A 17,031-nucleotide genomic window follows, 5' to 3' on the forward strand; every position below is an offset into this window, starting at 1 on the left:
CCGGGGGAGAGGTTCGCCCGCGACCTTTACGGGCGCATGGTCACGATGCAACCGCGTGGGCGACAAAGAGATCGGGCTGATCGAGCGCGGCACCCGCGACGCGGCGCTCGAGCGCGAGCAGCAGCTGCTTGTTGGGCAAACCGCCGCCGAACCCGGTCAGCGCGCCGCCCGCGCCGATCACGCGGTGGCACGGCGTGACGATTGACAGCGGATTGCGCCCGTTCGCCGCCCCCACCGCGCGCGTCGCGGTCGGCCGGCCGACCGCCACCGCGATGTCGCGGTAGCTGCGCGTCTCGCCGTAGGGGATGGCGAGCAGCGCTGCCCACACCGCCAGCTGGAAATCGGTACCGATCGGATCGAGCGGCAGATCGAACGCGGTGCGCGTCCCTGCGAAATACTCCGCCAGCTGTCGCGTCGCGGCGACGAGCACCGGGTGATCGCGTCCAACGGTTCGCGGGGCGTAGCGCCGCTGCATGGAAGCATCGTCGTTCCACAGCACGGCCGCGAGCCCGCGGTCGCTGGCGACGAGCGTGAGGTCGCCGGTCGGCGAGGCGATGACGGTCGCGGCATAGGTCATGGACGTCTCCTAACGTGTGCTGTGCGCGCCGGCATCCCGTCGCTTGCGGTCAAACCCACGCTCGCCAAGCGGGCATGCGCTGGGTAAGCCGCGCCTTTCCGCAGTCCCGCGCCCGATCGATTTTATAAAAGCCATGACCGACGCCCCCGCCCCGACGCCGATGATGGCGCAATATCTCGCGCTCAAGGAAGAGGCGGGTGACTGCCTGCTGTTCTATCGCATGGGCGATTTCTTCGAGCTGTTCTTCGACGATGCGCGGATCGCCAGCGGGGTGCTCGACATCGCGCTGACGGCGCGCGGCGAGCATGAGGGCAGCAAGATTCCAATGTGCGGCGTCCCCGTTCACGCCGCGACGGCCTATCTCCAGCGGCTGATCAAGGCGGGGCACCGCGTCGCGATCGCCGAGCAGACTGAGAGTCCGGAGGCGGCGCGCAAGGCGCGCGGATCGAAGGCACTGGTCAATCGCGCGATCGTCCGCTTCGTCACCGCAGGTACGCTGACCGAGGAAGCGCTGCTCGATGCGCGCGCCGCGAACTGGTGCGTCGCGGTGGGCGAAGCGGCGGGCGGCGTCGGCGTCGCGGCGGCGGACATCTCTACCGGCCGGTTCGAGGTGATCGCGTGCAGCGCGCAGGCGCTGGGGGCTGAACTCGCGCGCCTCGGCGCGGCGGAGGTGATCGCCGCGGAGGGGAGCGACGCGCCCGCGACGGTGTGGCGGCCGCGCGGCGATTTCGACAGCGCGCGCGGCGAGGAGCGGCTCCGCCGGCTGCACGGCGTCGCGACGCTCGACGGCTTCGGCCAGTTCGACCGCGCGATGCTCGCCGCCGCGGGTGGGCTGGTCGCGTATCTGGAACATAACGGCAAAGGCACCCTGCCGCTGCTGCGCCCGCCGGTGATCCGCCGCAGCGCGGAGGCGATGGCGATCGACGCGGCGACGCGCGAGAGCCTGGAACTGACGTGCAGCGCAGGCGGCGTGCGCAAGGGCAGCTTGCTCGACGCGGTCGACCGCACGGTGACGGGCGCTGGCGCACGGCTGCTCGCCGCCGATATCGGCGCGCCGCTGATGGACAAGACCGCGATCGAGGCACGGCTGGCGCTGGTCGCCTTCTTCCACGACGACAGCGACGCGCGCGCGCGGCTGCGCGATCGGCTACGCGCGCTGCCCGACATCGGGCGCGCGCTCGGCCGGCTCGCCGCAGGGCGCGGCAGCCCGCGCGATCTCGGACAATTACGCGACGGGCTCGACGGCGCGTGGCTGCTCGGCGAGACGCTCGGCAGCTCGCTGCCCGGGCTGGTCGAGAACGGCGGCAGCGACCTTCTCGCGCAGCTCGCGCCGCGGCTGCGCGGACACGGCGAACTGATCGACCTGCTCAAGCGCGCGCTCGTCCCCGCCCCGCCGATCGACGCGGCGGCCGGTGGGTTCATCGCCGAGGGTTACGACGCCGCGCTCGACGATCTGCGCGATGCGGGCAGCGGCGGGCGCCGCGCGATCGCCGCTTTGGAGGCGCGCTACCGCGACGAGACGGGCATCGCCGCGCTCAAGATCCGGCACAACAACGTACTTGGCTATCACGTCGAGGTCGCCGCGCGCAGCGCCGACCCGCTGATGAAACCGGAGTCGGGATTCACGCACCGCCAGACGCTCGCCGGCGTCGTGCGCTTCAACGCCCCCGAGCTGCACGAGGTGGCGAGCCGCGTGACGCAGGCGGGGGCGCATGCGATCGCAGCGGAGGCGGCACATCTCGAGGATCTGATCGCCGCTGCGCTCGCCTGTGCCGAGCCGATCGCGGCGACCGCCGACGCGCTAGCCCGGCTCGATGTGGCGGCGGGGCTCGCCGAGCGCGCCGCCGAGGGCGGCTGGGCGCGGCCCGCATTGGTCGATCACGCCTGCTTCGACGTCGTCGGCGGGCGGCACCCGGTGGTCGAGGCGGCGGTGGCGAAATCGGGTGACCGCTTCGTCGCCAACGACTGCTCGCTGTCGGAAAGCTCACGCCTATGGCTGGTGACCGGCCCGAACATGGGCGGCAAGTCGACCTTCCTGCGGCAGAACGCGCTGATCGCCGTGCTCGCGCAAGCCGGAAGCTATGTGCCCGCGACCAGCGCGACATTGGGGCTGGTCGACCGGCTGTTCAGCCGCGTCGGCGCATCGGACAATCTCGCACGCGGACGCTCGACCTTCATGGTCGAGATGGTCGAGACCGCGGCGATCCTGGCGCAAGCGACGCCGGCAAGCTTCGTGATTCTCGACGAGGTGGGGCGTGGCACGTCGACCTATGACGGGCTTGCGATCGCCTGGGCGGTGGTTGAGGCGATCCACGAGGACAATCGCTGCCGCTGCCTGTTCGCAACGCATTACCACGAGCTAACGCGGCTCGCCGAGCGCTGCGACGCGCTGAGCCTCCACCACGTTCGCGCGCGCGAGTGGAAGGGCGAGCTGGTGCTGCTCCACGAACTCGCCGACGGGCCGGCGGATCGCAGCTACGGGCTCGCCGTCGCGCGGCTCGCCGGGATGCCGCCGGCAACGGTCGCGCGTGCCAAGGCGGTGCTGGCGAAGCTGGAGGCGGGCCGCGCCAAGACCGGCGGGCTCGCCGCGGGGCTCGACGATCTGCCGCTGTTCGCGGCCGCCGCGGCGGCGCAGAGCGAGGAGGCGCGCGATCCGCTGCGTGAAGCAGTGGAAGGGCTCGACGTCGATACGCTCTCCCCGCGCGAGGCGCTCGATCAATTGTACCGGCTGAAGGCGATCGTACGCGAGGACTGAAGGCGCAGCGTCCGGCACCCCGATCGGCGCCCCGCCCTGCTTGATCCCTCGTCGCCGCACCCCGATATGCCGCGGCGATGAAGGACAATCTTACGCCCAAGGCGATCGTCGCCGCTCTCGACGCACATATCATCGGACAACGGGACGCCAAGCGCGCGGTCGCGGTTGCGCTGCGCAACCGGTGGCGGCGGCAGCAACTGAGCCCTGATCTGCGCGATGAGGTGACGCCCAAGAACATTCTGATGATCGGGCCGACCGGCTGCGGCAAGACCGAGATCAGCCGCCGCCTCGCGAAGCTCGCCGATGCGCCGTTCGTGAAGGTGGAAGCGACCAAGTTCACCGAGGTCGGCTACGTCGGCCGCGACGTCGAGCAGATCGCGCGCGACCTCGTCGAGGAGGCGATCCGGCTGGAGAAGGAGCGCCGGCGCGCCGCGGTGAAGGACAAGGCGGAGGAAGCCGCGATGGCGCGGCTGCTCGATGCGCTGGTCGGCAAGGATTCGAGCCAGGCGACACGCGAGAGCTTCCGCCAGCGCTTCCGCGACGGGCATCTCGACCAGACCGAGATCGAGCTCGAGCTGCAGGCCGCGCCGCAGATGCCGTTCGAGCTGCCGGGCGGCGCGCAAATGGGGATGATCAACCTCGGCGAGATGTTCGGCAAGCTCGGCGGCGGGCAGACCAAGCGGCGCAAGCTCCTGGTGCCATCGGCGTGGGAAAAGCTGGTCGAGGAGGAGGCCGACAAGCGGCTGGACCAGGACGAGGTGAGCCGGATCGCACTCGCTGACGCGGAAGCGAACGGGATCGTCTTCCTCGACGAGATCGACAAGATCGCGGTGAGCGACGTGCGCGGCGGATCGGTGAGCCGCGAGGGCGTCCAGCGCGATCTGCTGCCGCTGATCGAGGGCACCACCGTGTCGACCAAATACGGCCCGATGAAAACCGATCACATCCTGTTCATCGCCAGCGGCGCGTTTCACGTCGCGAAGCCGAGCGACCTGCTGCCCGAGCTTCAGGGCCGCCTGCCGATCCGCGTCGAGCTGAAGGGGCTGACCGAGGACGATTTCGTCGCGATCCTGTCGGACACCAAGGCCTCGCTGCCGGCGCAGTACAAGGCGCTGATCGGCACCGAGGGCGTCGACGTGACCTTTACCGACGACGGCATCCGCGCCGTCGCGCGGATCGCGGCGGAGGTGAACGGTGAGATCGAGAATATCGGCGCGCGCCGGCTGCAGACGGTGATGGAGAAACTGCTCGAGGAAGTGAGCTTCGACGCGGAGGACCGCGGCGGCACCGCGCTGACGGTCGATGCCGCCTATGTCGACAAGCAGCTCGCCAGCGTCGCGCGCAACACCGACCTCAGCCGCTTCGTCCTGTGATGCCCGCCGCCCCGCCCGGCCGACAAGGCCAGGCGGGGCGATAGGCGCTAACAGCGGAAAGAAATGGTGCTGCCGGTGAGGATTGAACTCACGACCTCAGCCTTACCAAGGATGCGCTCTACCACTGAGCTACGGCAGCACTGCCCGCGCGCCGATCGGCTGCAAGCGAGGGCGCCCTAGAGACGAGCGGGACCCGATTGTCAAGGCGCTGACGGCGCGCAATAGCAACCGCGATGGACAGCAACGAGGATCGCGCGGCCCGCCGCGCCGCGGCGCTGCGCGCCAACCTGCGCCGCCGCAAGGAGCAGGCACGCGGCCTCGCCGGCACGACCGACGCACGCGAGCCGTCGGCGCCCGACGGCGATCCGGCGACGGCAGCGCCGGACCCCAACGAAGAAGCACCGGGCGCCTGAGCCGCCCAGCGCGCCTGCGGTGCCTTAGGGCGCTCAGCCGGCGACGATCGGCGCGCACTTCTCCTCGAGCCACGCCCGGTCCGCGCCATCGAGCACTCCGCCAAGTGCAGCTGCGACGCGCACGTGATAGGCGTTGAGCCACGCCAGCTCGTACGCCGTCAGCAATGACGGATCGATCAGGTCACGCTCGATCGGCACTAACGTCAGCGTGTCGAAGCCGAGCATCACGTCTTCGCCGCCGTCGATCCGACGCTCCTCCACTAGCAACAGATTCTCGATGCGGATGCCGTAATCCCCCGCCTTGTAATAGCCGGGCTCGTTGGAGAGGATCATGCCCGGCAGCAGCGGTTCGGACGGGCCGCCGCCGGGATAGCTCGGCTTGGCGATCCGCGCCGGCCCTTCGTGGACCGAGAGGTAGCTGCCTACGCCGTGCCCCGTGCCGTGCGCGAAATCGAGCCCCGCCTGCCACAGCGGGAGCCGGGCGAGGATATCGAGCTGCGAACCCACCGTGCCGCGCGGGAAGACCGCGGTGGCGAGCGCGATATGCCCCTTGAGCACGCGGGTGTAGCGGTCGCGCATCTCGGTGGTCGGCGCACCGATCGGGACGACGCGCGTCACGTCGGTCGTGCCGTCGTCATATTGGCCGCCCGAATCGATCAGGTAGAGCTGCCCCGGCTCGATCGGCAGGCTCGATTCCTCGGTGACGTGATAGTGCGGGATCGCGCCATTGGGGCCGGTCGCGGAGATTGCGTCGAACGACAGGTCGCGCAGCACGCCGGTTTCGCGCCGGAACGCCTCTAGCCGCGCCGCGGCGGATAGCTCCGTCTGCCCGCCCTTGGGGCCTTCGATCGAGATCCACCGCAGGAAGCGGGTCAGCGCCGCGCCGTCGCGGGTGCTGGCGGCGCGGTGCCCCGCCTGCTCGACCGGGTTCTTCACCGCACGCGGGATGACGGTGGGGTCGCGCAGCGCGAGAACGCGGCCGCCCGCCGCCTCGATCGCGAGCGGGATCGCGGCGACCGACAGCGCGGGATCAACCGCGACGCGTTTGCCCGAAAAACCGCCGAGCGCCCCGGCGAACGCCGCGCGATCGTGGACCCGCACCGCATTGCCGAGATGCTGCGCGACCGCCTCCGTCATCTTCTCGGGCGCGACGAAGAGGTCCGCTGTGCCGTCGGCGTTGACGATCGCGTAGGACAGCGCGACCGGGGTGCGGGAGACGTCGCCGCCGCGCACGTTGAACACCCAGGCAATCGATTCGAGTGCGGCGAGAACAACGGCGTCGGCCTTCTGCTCGCCGAGCCAATCGGCGACCGCAGCGCGCTTCTCGGCGGACGAGCGCCCGGCATGGCGATCATCGTGCACCGCCAACTTCGCGTCCGAACGCTGCGGCTGATCGGGCCAGATCGCGTCGACCGGATTGGTATCGACCGGGATGAGTGTCGCGCCGACGGCGGCGAGCGCCTTCGATGCCTCGTCGACCCAGGCGCTCGTGTGGAGCCATGGATCATAGCCGATCCGCGCGTCCTGCTTCACATGCCCGGCAAGCCACCCCGACACGCTCGTCTCCGGCACGCCGACAAACTGCCAGTCGTCCGCCGACACCTGCTGGCGCACCTGCAGCGTGTAGCGCCCGTCGATGAAAATCGCCGCTTCCGCGGGCAGCACCACCGCGGTGCCGGCCGACCCCTGGAAGCCGGTGAGCCAGGCGAGGCGCTGCGCATAGGCGCCGACATATTCGCTCATATGCTCGTCGGTCAGCGGCACGACGAAGCCGTCGAGCTGCTGGCGGGCGAGCTGGTCGCGCAGGGCGGCAAGGCGGTCGGTGTAGGTGGACATGGGGCTCCTCGATCGGCCACCCGCCCCTCTCGCCGGCGGCGGGCGGGGCAGGTTCGTTACCGCCCCGATATGGCAGATGCACGCGCTTCGTGCCATGCAGCGCGGATGCTCGCCTCTCCCCCGCCCCGCGCATGAACGCCGACGTCCTCATCATCGGATCGGGCGCCGCCGGGCTCACCGCCGCGCTCAACCTCGCCGATCGCTTCCAGGTCACCGTACTCGCCAAGGGCGCGCTCAACGAAGGGTCGACCGCCTGGGCGCAGGGCGGGATCGCCGCGGTGCTCGAACCGGGCGACACGTTCGAGAACCATGTCGAGGACACGATGGTCGCCGGCGCCGGGCTCAACGATCGCGAGATTGTCGAGTTCGTGGTGGAGAACGCACCGGCCGCGATCGAGCGGCTGCAGAAGCTCGGCGTGCCGTTCGCGCAGGACGGCAATGCTTTGCACCTGACGCGCGAGGGTGGGCATTCGCACCGCCGCATCGTCCACGTCGACGACGCCACCGGCTGGGCGGTGCAGGAGGCGCTGCAACGCGCGGCCGAGGCGCATCCCAACATCACCTTGGCGCCCGATCAGGTCGCGATCGATCTCGCCACCGGGCGGCACGAAGAGCGCTATTCGGGCTCGGGCAATGTTTGGGGTGTCTACGCGGTCGATCGCCAGACCGGACGGGTGAACCTCTACACCGCGCGCGCGACGATCCTCGCGACCGGCGGCGCGGGGCGGACGTACCTATTCTCCACTGCACCGCGCGGGGCGACCGGCGACGGGATCGCGATGGCGTGGCGCGCCGGCGCGCGCGTCTCCAACATGGAGATGATGCAGTTCCACCCGACCTGCCTCTACAATCTCGAGGTCAAGAATTTCCTCATCACCGAGGCGGTGCGCGGCGAGGGCGGACGGCTGATCAACCCGCAGACCGGCAAGCGCTTCATGACCTATTACGATCCGGAGCGGCTCGAGCTCGCCCCGCGCGACGTGGTGGCGCGCGCGATCGACGCCGAGATCAAGCGCTACGGGCTGGATTACGTCCACCTCGACATCAGTCACCAGCCCGCCGATTTCGTGCGCGGGCACTTCCCCAACATCTACGAGAAGCTGAAGGGGCTCGGCATCGACATGACGGTGCAGCCGATCCCCGTCGTGCCCGCGCAGCATTACACGTGCGGCGGGATCGTCGTCGATCGCGACGGGCGCACCGATCTGCCGCATTTGTACGCTGCGGGCGAATGTACCGAGAGCGGGTTGCACGGCGCGAACCGACTGGCGTCGAACTCGCTGCTTGAATGCTTCGTGTTCGGCGAGGCGGCGGCGAAGCACATCGCGGCCAATTGGGACGCTCTGCCCTCGGTGCCGGCGATCCGCCCGTGGGACGAGAGCCGCGTCACCGACTCCGACGAGGAAGTGGTGATCAAGCAGAACTGGACCGAGATCCGTCGCTTCATGTGGAATTACGTCGGCATCGTGCGCACGACCAAGCGGCTCCAGCGCGCGCAGCACCGCATCAAGCTGCTGACCAGCGAGGTCGAGGATTATTACGGCCATTTCCGCGTGACGCCCGACCTTATCGAGCTCAGAAACCTGCTACAGACCGCCGAGCTGATCGTACGATCGGCGCTGCACCGGCACGAGAGCCGCGGCCTGCATTTCACGCTCGACTGGCCCGAGACGCTGCCGCAGCCGGTGGATACGGTGCTCGTTCCGTGACACGGCGACGACCTGGCGTATGTCAGGCCCCGTTCATCGCAGATCGCGTAGCGCCTCATGTTCAATGAGCCATTTGCCGGTAGCGTGCATGCCTGGGTCAGGGCGGGGCAAGCACAAGAAGATGTTAGGACGTTTGGCCGCCGCGGCGGCGATCCTGTCGATGACGGCGACGCTGGCAGGATGTGTCGAGCCGCGGCCCGCGCAGTCTGCCAGAGCGCCCGCGCAGCCGGCGTATGACGCCCCCGCTTACGTCGTCGCTATCCCCGTCCCCACGCCGCGCCGGCTGCCGACCGACAATGCCCCGCGTCAGCTGACCGCGTCGATCCAGCAGCTGGTGCGCGAGTTTCCCGGCACCGCCGGCGTTGCCATCCGCGCGGTCGATGAGGGCTGGACGGTGCAGAGCAATGGACGGCTCAAGCTGCCGCAGCAGAGCGTCAGCAAATTGTGGGTCGCGATGACGTTGCTCGACCAGCGCGATCAGGGGCGGCTGCGGCTCGACGATCCGATCACACTGACGCCGGCGGATCTCACGCTGTTCCACCAGCCGATCGCCAATCTGGTGAAGGGCGGCAGCTACCAGACGACGGTGGGCAACCTCCTATTTCGCGCGCTGACGCAGAGTGACAATACCGCCAACGATCGGCTGCTGACGCTGGTCGGCGGGCCTTCGGCGGTGCGCGAGTTCATCGAGCGCAAGCAGCTCGGCGATATCCGCTTCGGCCCGGGCGAGCGGCTGCTGCAGGCAGGCACCGCCGGGCTGACGTGGAACCAGGCGATGAGCGTCGGCAACACGTTCGAGATCATGCGCGCGCGCCTGTCGCCCGAGACGCGGCAGGCGGCAATGCGGCGTTATATCGGCGATCCGCCCGACGGCGCGGCGCCGCTGGCGATCGCCGATGCGCTGGCGCGGCTGTTCCGCGGCGAACTGCTGTCGGAAACCTCAACGCGCCTGATCGTCAGCACGATGGAATCGAGCCGTACCGGGCGCGCGCGGCTCAAGGCCGGGATCGCGCCGGGCTGGACGCTCGCGCACAAGACCGGCACCGGCCAGGAGCTCGGCGGCCGCAATGCCGGGTTCAACGACGTCGGCGTCATCACCTCGCCCGACGGGCGGCGCTACGCGGTCGCGGTGATGATCGGCGACACGACGCAGCCGATGCGCGTGCGCCAGCAGCTGATCCAGGCGGTCGCGGCGACGGTAACGGGCTATCGCGGAGCGGCGACGATCGCGACACGTGAGGGCGACGACCCGGAAGGCTGAGCGGCCGCCCGCGATCCCCTGCCCTCACCGTTTGTTCCGCGCGCGCCGATCCGCTAAGCCGCGCGGCATGCCGCACCTCTACCTCGTCGACGGATCGAGCTTCATCTTCCGCGCCTATCACGTGCTGCCGAAGCTCACCAACAAGCACGGCGAGCCGGCGGGCGCGGTTTACGGCTATACGACGATGCTGTGGAAGCTCGCCAACGACCTCCACAAGGCGGAGGGGCCAAGCCACCTCGCGGTGATCCTCGACAAGTCGGAGAGCACGTTCCGCAACGAGATGTACGATCAGTACAAGGCGCATCGCCCGCCAGCGCCGGAGGATCTGAAACCGCAATTCCCGATGATCCGCGATGCGACGCGCGCCTTTTCGCTGCCGTGTATCGAGGAGCAGGGCTGGGAGGCGGACGACCTTATCGCCTCGTACAGCAAGGCCGCGCTGGCGCAGGGCTGGCAGGTGACCATCGTCAGTTCCGACAAGGATCTGATGCAGCTCCTGACCGAGCCCGGCATCGATATGCTCGATACGATGAAGGACAAGCGCTTCGGGCCGGCGGAGGTGGAGGAGAAGTTCGGCGTCCTCCCCGACAAGCTGGGCGAGGTGCTGGCGCTGATGGGCGACAGTGTCGACAACGTGCCCGGTGTGCCCGGCGTCGGCCCCAAGACCGCGGCGAAGTTGATCCTGGAACACGGCAGTGTCGAAGGCGTGCTGGCCGCGGCGCCCGAGATGAAAAAGGGCAAGCTGCGCGACAATCTGATCGAGCACGCCGAGATGGCGCGCCTGTCGCGCAAGCTGGTCGAGCTCGCGTGCGACGTGCCGCTACCGCAGCCGCTCGAGGAAATGGCGCTCGACGGTATTCCGGAGGCGCCGCTCCGCGCGTTCCTCGAGCATCACGGCTTCAAGTCGCTGCTTGCCAAGCTGCTGGCGGACCAGAACGAGGGCGTCGATCCGACGCCGCCAGAGCCGAGCGGCGTGCCGCACGAAGAAGAGCCGCCGTGCAACCACGACGGCTATGAAACCATCGTCGACGAGGCGGCGCTCGACGAATGGATCGCGGCAGCGCGCCACCAGGGGTGGCTGGCGATCGATACCGAGACGACGGCGAAGGACCCGATGCTCGCCGAACTGGTCGGCGTATCACTCGCGCTCGCCCCCAATCGGGCCTGCTACGTCCCGCTCGGCCACGAGAGCGAGGCGGGCGGCGCCGACATGTTCGCCGACCGGCCGGTGCAGCTCGATCGCGACGCGGCGCTGGCGAAGCTCAAGCCGCTGCTCGAGGATCCGGCGGTGCTCAAGATCGGGCACAATCTCAAATACGACATGATCGTGCTCGACCGGCTCGGCATCGCTGTCGCGCCGTACGACGACACGATCGTGATGAGCTTCGATCTCGACGCCGGGCTACACGGCCACGGGATGGACGAGCTCGCGGCGACGCACCTGTCGCACAGTTGCATCGCGTACAAGGACGTGACCGGTAGCGGCAAGAAGGCGATCGGCTTCCACCAGGTCGATCTGAAGGCGGCGACGCGCTACGCCGCGGAGGATGCCGACGTGACGCTGCGGCTGTGGCGGCGTTTTCGCGCCCGCCTGCCGATCGAGCGCGCGACGCGGGTGTACGAAATGGTCGACCGGCCGCTCGTCGCCGTCATCGCGCGGATGGAGCGGCACGGGATCAAGGTCGATCGCGCGCGGCTGGCGCAGCTGTCGGGCGAGTTCGCGACGCAGATGGCGCAGCTGGAAGGCGTGATTCACGGTATCGCCGGCGCGCCGTTCACGATCGGCAGCCCCAAGCAATTGGGCGACGTCCTGTTCGAGAAGATGGGCATCAAGGGCGGGCGCAAGGGCAAGAGCGGCGTCTATTCGACCGACGTCAACGAGCTCGAGCGGATCGCGGCGGACAAGGACGGCCCGGGCGCCGAGATCGCCGCCAAGGTGCTCGAATGGCGCCAGCTTTCGAAGCTGAAATCGACCTATACCGACAGCCTGCAGGAGCAGATCCACCCCACCACCGGCCGCGTCCACACCAGCTACTCGCTGACGGGCGCGCAGACCGGGCGGCTGTCGTCGACCGACCCCAACCTCCAGAACATTCCGATCCGCACCGAGACCGGGCGGCAGATCCGCGACGCCTTCGTTGCCGAACCGGGGCACGTCATCCTCGCGGCGGACTATTCGCAGATCGAGCTTCGACTGGCGGCGCACATGGCCGATGTGCCTGCGCTGAAGGAGGCCTTCGCGCGCGGCGACGACATTCACTCGCTCACTGCGCAGGAGCTTTTCGGGACGGTCGATCGCGACACGCGCGGGCGTGCCAAGACGATCAACTTCGCGATCCTCTACGGCATCAGCCGCTGGGGGCTGGCCGGGCGGCTGGATGTCAGCGCGGACGAGGCGCAGGCGATGATCGACCGCTATTTCGAGCGCTTCCCCGGCATCAACCGCTACATCGCCGAGACGCTGCAATCGGTGCGGGAACAGGGGTTCACCAAGACGCTGTTCGGCCGAAAGACGCATTTCTCGCGGATCAAGAGCAAGGTGCAGCACGAGCGGCAGGGCGCCGAGCGCGCCGCGATCAACGCGCCGATCCAGGGGACGAGCGCGGACATCATCAAGCGCGCGATGGCACGGATCGAGCCGGCTTTGGCGGAGGCCGGGCTCACCGGCACGCGGATGCTGCTGCAGGTGCACGACGAACTCGTCTTCGAGGTGCCCGACGCCGAGGTCGAAGCGGCGAAGCCGGTGATCGAGCGCGTGATGGCGACCGCGGCCGAACCCTATGTGACGCTCGACGTGCCACTCGCGGTCGAGATCGGCACGGGTGCGAGCTGGGGCGCGGCGCACTAGTGCGCGGGCGCACGCGGACGATACTCGTCACCGCCGTGGCCGGGGGGCCGCTTCGGTGACCGAGACGTCACAGGATATCGCGCAGCTCGCCAAGGGGGGGCGGACGAACGTTGCAGGCTTCATCCTGCGGCTGGCGGCGCGCATCCCGTTCCTGTTCATCGCCGGGCGGCTCTACGGCCCCGATCTCGTCGGACGGTTCGCGATCGCGGTGGTGGTGGTGGAGCTCGCCGCGCTGGTCGCGACGCTGGGGCTGAAGCGCGGGTTGGCGCAGGCGCTGAGCCGCACCGAGCGGCCGCACGCGCATGTCGTGTGCGACGCGCTGATGGTGGCGGCGATCCTGTCGCTGATCGCCAGCGCGGTGCTGTGGCTGTTCCCGCAGGTGATGTATCCTAACACGCCGACCGTCGGGCTCGACCGCTGGCTGCCGCTGATCATCCTCGCGGTTGCCTGGTCCGACGTCAGCCTCGCCGCGCTCGCCTATCGCCACAATGTGAAGGCGGCGGTGACGGCGCGCGCGGTGGTCGAGCCGTGGACGATCTCGATCGCGGCATGGATCTTCTCCTTCTTTACCACGCGCGACGGGCTGGTGCTGAGCTACGTCGTCTCGATGATCGCGGCGCTGATCGCGTCGATCGTGCCGCTGGTGCGCAGCTACGGCGTGCCGCGCGGCTGGCAGCCGCATTTCACCGAATTGCTGACGCTGATCCGCGACAACGTGCCGCTCGCCGGTGCCGATGCGCTCGAATGGGGGACGCGCAACGTCGACCGCTTCATCCTGGGCGTGATGTTCGAGCCCAAGGTGGTCGGTATCTATTACATGGCGCAGCAGGTCGCGAGCTTGCCGCAGAAATTGAAGACGTCGTTCGATCCGATCCTCGGCCCCGTCATCACGCAGAGCCTTGCCGCGAACGACCTGCCTGCGATCGCGCGGCAGGTGCGGCAGGTCGCCTTCTGGATCGTCGCCGCGCAGGGCTGCCTGACGCTTATGGGATCGATCCCGGGCGAGGCGGTGATGGGGATCGTCGGCCCGCAATTCGTCGCCGGTACCGCCGCGCTCGTCTTCCTGCTGACAGCTGAGGTGCTCGCGTCGACCGGCGCGGTGTGCGAGACCGCGCTGGTCTATACCGCGCGGCACCGCAACCTGATGATCTCGGCGGTGATGCTGGGTTTCCAGGTGGTGCTGAGCTTCGCGCTGATCGGCGCGATGCGCGGCCTCGGCTGGCCGCCCGCGTTCCAGGCAGCGGGGCCGGCCGTGGCGCTGATGGTAAGCGCCGGGCTGACGTCGATGATCAAGGTGTGGCTGCTGAAGCGAATTCTGGCCACCCCCGTCTCGCCGCTGCGCTGGCCGCTGCTGTGGGCAACGCTGGCGGCGCTAGCGGTCGGCGCGGCATTCACCGCCCTGCCCCGCAGCCTCGAATGGGCAGAGATCGTGATCGGCATTCCGGCGATCGCGGCCACGTACCTCTTCATCCTGTGGCGCTGGGCGTTCGGGCCGGAGGATCGCGCGCTGTTCGGCCGCATGCCGCGCGCCGACGAGGCGACGCTGCCGCATGTCGGCTCGCCCGCGCGCTAGACGGAAAAAGGGGGGAAGCTCTTGGATACGACGACGACGCCGGGCGTCCGGCTGGTGCCGGTGACGCAAGGACCGTGGCAAGGCTGGCTGCGCTGGCCGGGCACCGACCCGTTCGAGGATCATACCGGGCCGTTCTTCGCGCGTTACACGGCAGACGGGACGATCGAGTGCGGCTTTCGCCCGGAAGCGAAGAATCGCAACGGCGGCGGCAACGTCCACGGCGGCGCGCTGCTGACCTTTGCCGATTTCTCGCTGTTCATGATCGCATCTGCCGCGCTGCCCGAGTTTCACGGCGTGACGGCGACGCTGAATGCCGAATTCGTCGGCGCCGCCCGCCCCGACCAGCTGCTGACGGCGCGTGGCGAGGTGACCAAAGCGGGGCGCAGCCTGATCTTCGTACGTGGCACGATCGATGACGCGGGCGAAGCGGTGATGAGCTTCTCTGGCGTGATCAAGAAGATCACGCGGCGGCCGGGCGGGCGCGCCGACTAGGCCCCTCTCAAGTCAGGCGCACCCTCCCGTCAGGCGCGCACCGCGCGGCGCAGCACGTCGCCATAGCCCCGCCGCACGCAATCGTGCCCGTCGTAGAAGCCGCGCGCCTTTAGCAGGCGGTGCATCGCGGCGAGGCGGTAAGGCGGTACCGTCGCCGCCATGTGATGCTCGAGATGGTAGTGGACGTGGTTGGGCGCGACGAACAGCCGCTCCCACCAGCGCGCCAGCGTCGTCGAGGTGTTGCGCCGCGGGTCGAGCTCGCCGCGGTCCGCCGCGACACCGTGCTCGCCGATCTGCCGCAGCCGGACGATCGCGGGATAGACGAACAGATAGGCGACCCACCACAAGGCATAGGTCCACGTCGCGCCTGCGGCGGCGAGCGCGCCGAACAGCGCGAGGTGAAAGACGACCCACGGCCCCTGCTCACCCCAGCTGAACCGCGCGAGCAACTGGCGCAGGTCGCGGATGCCGGTACGCCCCGTCAGGTCACGGACGAACTTGCGCCGCAGCGACAGTCGCTCGACGGGATAGCTCTTGACGAAGCCGATGTCGGGATCGCGCGGCGTCCCGGCATATTGATGGTGCTTGAGGTGGTAGCTGCGATACTTCGCGAGCGAGGTGTTCATCGGCACCCCCGCAAGCCACTGGCCGACACGCTCGTTGAGACGGCGCGAGCGGAACAGCGCGTGGTGCGCGCAATCGTGGACGATGATGCCGAGCCCGAGTTGCCGCCCCGCCAGCACCAGGATCGCAAGGACGATCGTCAGCGGGTTGGGCCACGCCGCCGCGAGCGCGAAGGCGCCCGCGATCAGCGCCCAGTTGACCGCTACCGTCCAAGCGCCGCGCCAGTCAGACATACGCGTCAGCGCGGCGATCTCGTCGCGCGACAAGACATCGGTGAAGCGTGCGGCTGTCATGCTATAGGCCCTCGGTTCGAACGATATGTAACAGTGAGCGCCACCCTGAGTCAATTTGAGTTACAAGATTGGCATGAGTTGCCGACCGCGCGCGCGCTGGTTCTTGCCTTTCTGTCTACCAGCGGCGGGGCGACGATGCGCGTCGGCGCGCTGGTGCGGCGCGCGGGGATCGTCGGCGCGGACGCCGCGGCGGTGCGCATGGCGCTGGCCCGGCTGGTGCGCGAGGGGCGCGTCCGGCAGATCGAGCGCGGCGTCTACGCGATCGGTACGGCGGGCGTCGCACTCAACGATCTCGCGCGCGGCTGGCGCACGGCGGAGAGCCGGGTGCGCGACTGGCACGGCAACTGGCTGGTGGTGGCGACCGATCATCTCGGGCGTACCGACAAGCGCCGACTGCGACAGCGCGAGCGCGCGCTTGCGTTGCTGGGGCTGGCGCGGACCGACTGGGGCGCGTGGGTGCGGCCCGACAATCTCGCCGCATCGGGCGACGAGACCGCTGCGCGGCTGGTGGCGCTTGGGCTCGACGACGGGGCGACAATCCTCGGCAACGCGAGGGCCGCGGCGGCGGACGATGCGGCGTGGCGCGGCCTGTGGCCGGCCGCCGCGATCGAGCGCAGCTATCACCACTGGGTCGCCGAGATGGCGGTGAGCGAGGCGCGGCTTCCTGCAATGTCGTTGGAGGCGGCGGCGCGCGAGACGCTGCTGCTCGGCCAGGCGGTGATCCGCGCGATCAACCGCGATCCGCTGCTGCCCACCGCGATGATCGACACCGATCGGCGCGCGGCGATGATTGAAGCGATGCGGCGCTACGACGCGATCGGCAAGGCCGCCTGGGCGAGGATCGACTGAGCGGTCAGGCGGGCGCGAAGAACTTGGTGCCGACGACGCCGACGATGATCAGCGCTATGAAGCCGATCTGGATCGGCGCCAGCCGCTCGCCGAAGATCACCGCGCCGAAGATGGTGACGCCGACCGCGCCGAGCCCGGTCCACACCGCATAAGCGGTGCCGGCCGACAGCCCGCGCATCGCGAGCGCGAGCAGCCCCATGTTGACGAAGCTGAGCGTGATCGGCACCGCCGAGGCGAGCAACGTCCCTTGCATCGCGGCCCATTTGAGGCTCAGCGCCCAGATGATTTCGGTGACGACGGCAACGCCGAGGATGACCCATGCCATATGGCCTGGCTCCTGATCTTGCGGGCTCTAGCGGAAATGCGGCGGCCGGAAACCCGTAAGAGGCGCACGCGACGCCGCGCCCGATAGAGCGCGTCGCCCGGCC

At 69.2% G+C, this 17,031-nt stretch carries 13 protein-coding genes and 1 tRNA gene; 9 read left to right on the top strand and 5 right to left on the bottom strand.

The annotated features are described in order from the left end of the window. Positions 1-40: 40 nt before the first annotated feature. A complete protein-coding gene (locus F1C10_RS10490; protein ID WP_185206013.1) occupies positions 41-577 on the bottom strand; it encodes a methylated-DNA--[protein]-cysteine S-methyltransferase in 537 nt (178 codons plus the stop codon). 160 nt (positions 578-737) lie between these two features. Here F1C10_RS10490 and mutS point away from each other — a divergent pair, with 160 nt between their 5' ends. Together mutS and hslU are read left to right on the top strand one after the other, a co-directional pair. Then, a complete protein-coding gene (gene mutS, locus F1C10_RS10495; protein WP_185210187.1) occupies positions 738-3,332 on the top strand; it encodes a DNA mismatch repair protein MutS in 2,595 nt (864 codons plus the stop codon). Positions 3,333-3,409: 77 nt separating this feature from the next. Continuing rightward, positions 3,410-4,705 (top strand): ATP-dependent protease ATPase subunit HslU, encoded by a 1,296-nt coding sequence (gene hslU, locus F1C10_RS10500; protein WP_085809025.1) that lies wholly within the window; start codon positions 3,410-3,412, stop codon positions 4,703-4,705. Between the two features lie 64 nt (positions 4,706-4,769). On the opposite strand, the gene F1C10_RS10505 is transcribed toward hslU, so the two are convergent. After that, positions 4,770-4,844, bottom strand: a tRNA-Thr gene (locus tag F1C10_RS10505). Between the two features lie 94 nt (positions 4,845-4,938). On the opposite strand from F1C10_RS10505, the gene F1C10_RS10510 reads away from it, so the two are divergent. Then, entirely contained in the window at positions 4,939-5,118 is a 180-nt protein-coding gene (locus tag F1C10_RS10510) for a hypothetical protein (protein ID WP_185206015.1), read from the top strand. 33 nt (positions 5,119-5,151) lie between these two features. On the opposite strand, the gene F1C10_RS10515 is transcribed toward F1C10_RS10510, so the two are convergent. Continuing rightward, on the bottom strand, positions 5,152-6,954 hold the full coding sequence (locus F1C10_RS10515) for an aminopeptidase P family protein (protein WP_185206017.1): 1,803 nt from the start codon (positions 6,952-6,954) through the stop codon (positions 5,152-5,154). A 131-nt stretch (positions 6,955-7,085) separates the two neighbouring features. Here F1C10_RS10515 and nadB point away from each other — a divergent pair, with 131 nt between their 5' ends. The 5 genes from nadB (at position 7,086) to F1C10_RS10540 (ending at position 14,837) form a co-directional block, all read left to right on the top strand. Continuing rightward, entirely contained in the window at positions 7,086-8,663 is a 1,578-nt protein-coding gene (nadB, locus tag F1C10_RS10520; RefSeq protein WP_185206019.1) for an L-aspartate oxidase, read from the top strand. Positions 8,664-8,784: 121 nt separating this feature from the next. Next, on the top strand, positions 8,785-9,924 hold the full coding sequence (locus F1C10_RS10525; RefSeq protein WP_258042849.1) for a class A beta-lactamase-related serine hydrolase: 1,140 nt from the start codon (positions 8,785-8,787) through the stop codon (positions 9,922-9,924). Positions 9,925-9,991: 67 nt separating this feature from the next. After that, complete coding sequence (gene polA / locus F1C10_RS10530; RefSeq protein ID WP_185206021.1) at positions 9,992-12,772, top strand: DNA polymerase I; 2,781 nt, start codon at positions 9,992-9,994, stop codon at positions 12,770-12,772. A 55-nt stretch (positions 12,773-12,827) separates the two neighbouring features. Next, complete coding sequence (locus F1C10_RS10535) at positions 12,828-14,345, top strand: lipopolysaccharide biosynthesis protein (RefSeq protein WP_185206023.1); 1,518 nt, start codon at positions 12,828-12,830, stop codon at positions 14,343-14,345. Positions 14,346-14,366: 21 nt separating this feature from the next. Further along, positions 14,367-14,837: a PaaI family thioesterase gene (locus F1C10_RS10540; RefSeq protein WP_185206025.1), complete on the top strand. Its 471-nt coding sequence runs from the start codon at positions 14,367-14,369 to the stop codon at positions 14,835-14,837. Between the two features lie 29 nt (positions 14,838-14,866). On the opposite strand, the gene F1C10_RS10545 is transcribed toward F1C10_RS10540, so the two are convergent. Then, complete coding sequence (locus F1C10_RS10545; RefSeq protein ID WP_185206027.1) at positions 14,867-15,754, bottom strand: fatty acid desaturase family protein; 888 nt, start codon at positions 15,752-15,754, stop codon at positions 14,867-14,869. A 78-nt stretch (positions 15,755-15,832) separates the two neighbouring features. On the opposite strand from F1C10_RS10545, the gene F1C10_RS10550 reads away from it, so the two are divergent. Next, positions 15,833-16,603 (top strand): hypothetical protein, encoded by a 771-nt coding sequence (locus tag F1C10_RS10550; protein WP_185206029.1) that lies wholly within the window; start codon positions 15,833-15,835, stop codon positions 16,601-16,603. A gap of 4 nt (positions 16,604-16,607) precedes the next feature. Here the strand turns inward: F1C10_RS10550 and F1C10_RS10555 are convergent, their stop codons facing one another. Continuing rightward, complete coding sequence (locus F1C10_RS10555; RefSeq protein ID WP_085809035.1) at positions 16,608-16,928, bottom strand: multidrug efflux SMR transporter; 321 nt, start codon at positions 16,926-16,928, stop codon at positions 16,608-16,610. Between the last annotated feature and the right edge of the window lie 103 nt (positions 16,929-17,031).

This window comes from Sphingomonas sp. NBWT7 (assembly GCF_014217605.1).
Lineage (GTDB): Bacteria > Pseudomonadota > Alphaproteobacteria > Sphingomonadales > Sphingomonadaceae > Sphingomonas.

What these genes read in the sequence shown, in the direction of transcription:
- F1C10_RS10490 (WP_185206013.1), bottom strand. Translation starts at nt 577, where the DNA reads ATGACCTATGCCGCGACCGTCATCGCCTCGCCGACCGGCGACCTCACG.
- mutS (WP_185210187.1), top strand. Translation starts at nt 738, where the DNA reads ATGATGGCGCAATATCTCGCGCTCAAGGAAGAGGCGGGTGACTGCCTG.
- hslU (WP_085809025.1), top strand. Translation starts at nt 3,410, where the DNA reads ATGAAGGACAATCTTACGCCCAAGGCGATCGTCGCCGCTCTCGACGCA.
- F1C10_RS10510 (WP_185206015.1), top strand. Translation starts at nt 4,939, where the DNA reads ATGGACAGCAACGAGGATCGCGCGGCCCGCCGCGCCGCGGCGCTGCGC.
- F1C10_RS10515 (WP_185206017.1), bottom strand. Translation starts at nt 6,954, where the DNA reads ATGTCCACCTACACCGACCGCCTTGCCGCCCTGCGCGACCAGCTCGCC.
- nadB (WP_185206019.1), top strand. Translation starts at nt 7,086, where the DNA reads ATGAACGCCGACGTCCTCATCATCGGATCGGGCGCCGCCGGGCTCACC.
- F1C10_RS10525 (WP_258042849.1), top strand. Translation starts at nt 8,785, where the DNA reads ATGTTAGGACGTTTGGCCGCCGCGGCGGCGATCCTGTCGATGACGGCG.
- polA (WP_185206021.1), top strand. Translation starts at nt 9,992, where the DNA reads ATGCCGCACCTCTACCTCGTCGACGGATCGAGCTTCATCTTCCGCGCC.
- F1C10_RS10545 (WP_185206027.1), bottom strand. Translation starts at nt 15,754, where the DNA reads ATGACAGCCGCACGCTTCACCGATGTCTTGTCGCGCGACGAGATCGCC.
- F1C10_RS10555 (WP_085809035.1), bottom strand. Translation starts at nt 16,928, where the DNA reads ATGGCATGGGTCATCCTCGGCGTTGCCGTCGTCACCGAAATCATCTGG.